This is a genomic window from Streptomyces racemochromogenes (assembly GCF_044129415.1).
GTDB classification, from domain to species: Bacteria; Actinomycetota; Actinomycetes; order Streptomycetales; family Streptomycetaceae; genus Streptomyces; species Streptomyces racemochromogenes_A.
Window position 1 is genome coordinate 1 of the sequence record NZ_JBBDHD010000291.1, and the last position, 1,311, is coordinate 1,311.

Below are 1,311 nucleotides of genomic sequence, written 5' to 3' on the forward strand. Positions count from 1 at the left end.
TCCGGTCGGGCAAACACGTCCATGCGGTTGGCAAAATCCTTGATCTGTTCTGCTGTCGGATTCTTGTCAACCTTGAAGAAGCCGCCCACCTTCATGCCGTTGCGGAACGATGCGATAGCACTGCGGTTGGCTTCCAGCTGCGCACCCAGGATCTGCCGCCCGATGTCCAAACGTGCTGCACCCCAGCCACCCTTGAGGGAGAAGCTCGGGATGTGCAGCACATCACGGTCGTTGTAGTCCTGGCCGTCGATCTTCCACGTGCGGCGAGTGCCGCTCTTGTTGACCTCAAAACTGCACTGGTCGGGATCTTGCGGCAGCAAGCCGACGATCTTGCCACCAGTGCCGCGATCAATCAGGCTGACGTGGTTACCGCACATGTCCATCTGCGCGATGATCTGTGACATCAGATCGCCAGACGTTTGGAGCGCGTTGGCCTTACGCCGGATGATGAAATCCAACGGATGGTCACTGACAGGATTCTTGTTCTTGTCGCGCAGGTTGAATGGAAGATGCCCACCCGTCTCTGCACGGATGTTCATGCTGGCCCACACGGCAGAAAGGCGCATGGCCAGATCTGCGGTGACACCATTTTGGTAGGGATCGTTCGGATCAGTGGGGCCGTCAGTGATGACGTAACCCCCGCCGAACAGCTTGCTTGAAAGTCGCCGCCAGATGCCCATATTTTTACCCGCAGATAACCATGTTGTTGGAGTCGAAAGCGTCGTTTTGTGATTCCGGGTTGGTGCTCATGATGTCCACCGCGTTGAACAACGCAATCAGCGGGTCGATCTTCGCTGTGCCGCTCACCTGCTTTGTAACGTAGGAGGAGTTGCCGCGCACTACCACCTTCGCGTTGCCTGTTGTCCAGTTGCCCAGCTCGTTGCCATCATGCACCAACACGCCCTCAGCCAACTTGCGCTCGGTGGTCACGATGGCGGCGGCAAGCGCCGGACCCTGGTTCACCTTCACCAGTTTATCCTGTTCGATGTCTTCGGCAACAATGGCCTCCTGGATGCCGCCGATGGCGTTCCGGTCGAAACCGATCTGATACAGCAATCCAGCGTCATTGACGCGCTTGAACACCTTGGCCACGCGCTCGCTGTCCTCGCCCACGCGGGAGCACAGCGTCAGCTTGCCAGCCTTCTTGAGATCCACCAGCTTGCTCTTGATGTCCTTGCGGCGGGTGAACACCGTAGGGTGGCAGTACGCGTGCTGCCACATCACCCAGCGGCGCACCCACGCCTTCGACTCCGGGTGTACCTCGCCGGTTTCGTCGTCGGTCCAGGCGGGTACATCCACCAACTCTGCCTC

At 58.9% G+C, this 1,311-nt stretch carries 2 protein-coding genes; both read right to left on the reverse strand.

Annotation, left to right across the window (positions count from 1 at the left end):
• Positions 1–680, reverse strand: a 680-nt coding sequence (locus WDV06_RS36870; protein ID WP_395514158.1) for a phage portal protein, incomplete at its 3' end; no start/stop codon positions are given.
• A gap of 4 nt (positions 681–684) precedes the next feature.
• Positions 685–1,311, reverse strand: a 627-nt coding sequence (locus WDV06_RS36875; RefSeq protein ID WP_395514159.1) for a hypothetical protein, incomplete at its 5' end; no start/stop codon positions are given.